General features: G+C 58.3%; 1 protein-coding gene. It reads right to left on the reverse strand.

What is annotated here, in order from left to right:
• Positions 1-51: 51 nt before the first annotated feature.
• Positions 52-762 (reverse strand): IS6 family transposase, encoded by a 711-nt coding sequence (locus BHD06_RS22765; RefSeq protein ID WP_080459208.1) that lies wholly within the window; start codon positions 760-762, stop codon positions 52-54.
• Between the last annotated feature and the right edge of the window lie 47 nt (positions 763-809).

The following is an 809-nucleotide window of genomic DNA, read 5'->3' on the forward strand; positions in this document are numbered from 1 at the left end:
GGCATTGCCAACTTATTTTCACCCGCCCGAATGAGGCCTGACCCGAGCCCGTCAGGCCGTCATTTCAAGCGCGTAGATTTGCCAAAGATCGAAGGCATCAGTTCTGGCGTGGCGGTATGAGGTGGCGGAAAGACGATAGCGGCGGGGACGGAAGACCGTGTTGATCTGGTCATGGGCCCCCAGAAATCTCTGCGCCTGTCCGGGTGACTTGAACCGGCCCATGAGTTTCTCTCGCTTTCGAGTCGGCCGATGGGATCCTTCGATCCGGTTGTTTAAGCCCTTGTGCGCCCGATGATCGGCCTTCGCGGCAAGGTTGCGGATCGGCCTGATGTAACTGCGCAGCTTGTCGGTGATCACGACCCGCGGCGCGCCAAATCGGTCGATCAACCGTTTCATGAACCGTCTGGCGGCCTTCGCATTGCGTTGCTTTTGCACGAGAATGTCGAGCACATTCCCATCCGCGTCGACGGCCCGCCAGAGCCAGAACTTCACACCATTGATCGGAACAACGACCTCATCCAAGTGCCATTTGTCACTGGTGCCAGGTCTGTCGCGCTTGATGCAATCGGCGAAATGACGGCCAAACCGATTCACCCAGTTCCGGACGGTTTCCCGGCTGACTATCACGCCGCGTTCGGCAAGCAGATCCTCGACATCTGCGGTGCTGAGCGCAAAACGATGATACGCCCAGACCGCATAGGCGACGATTTCACGAGGGAAGCGGTAGCCTTTCAGGCGAGGCATCGTGCAAGGTATCTTCATCCCGGCTGACTATGCGAAAGCCCACGCCCAAACAAGTTGGCAATGCC

Origin of the sequence: Roseovarius sp. A-2 (genome assembly GCF_002072155.1) — a bacterium.
Classification (GTDB): Bacteria; Pseudomonadota; Alphaproteobacteria; order Rhodobacterales; family Rhodobacteraceae; genus Roseovarius.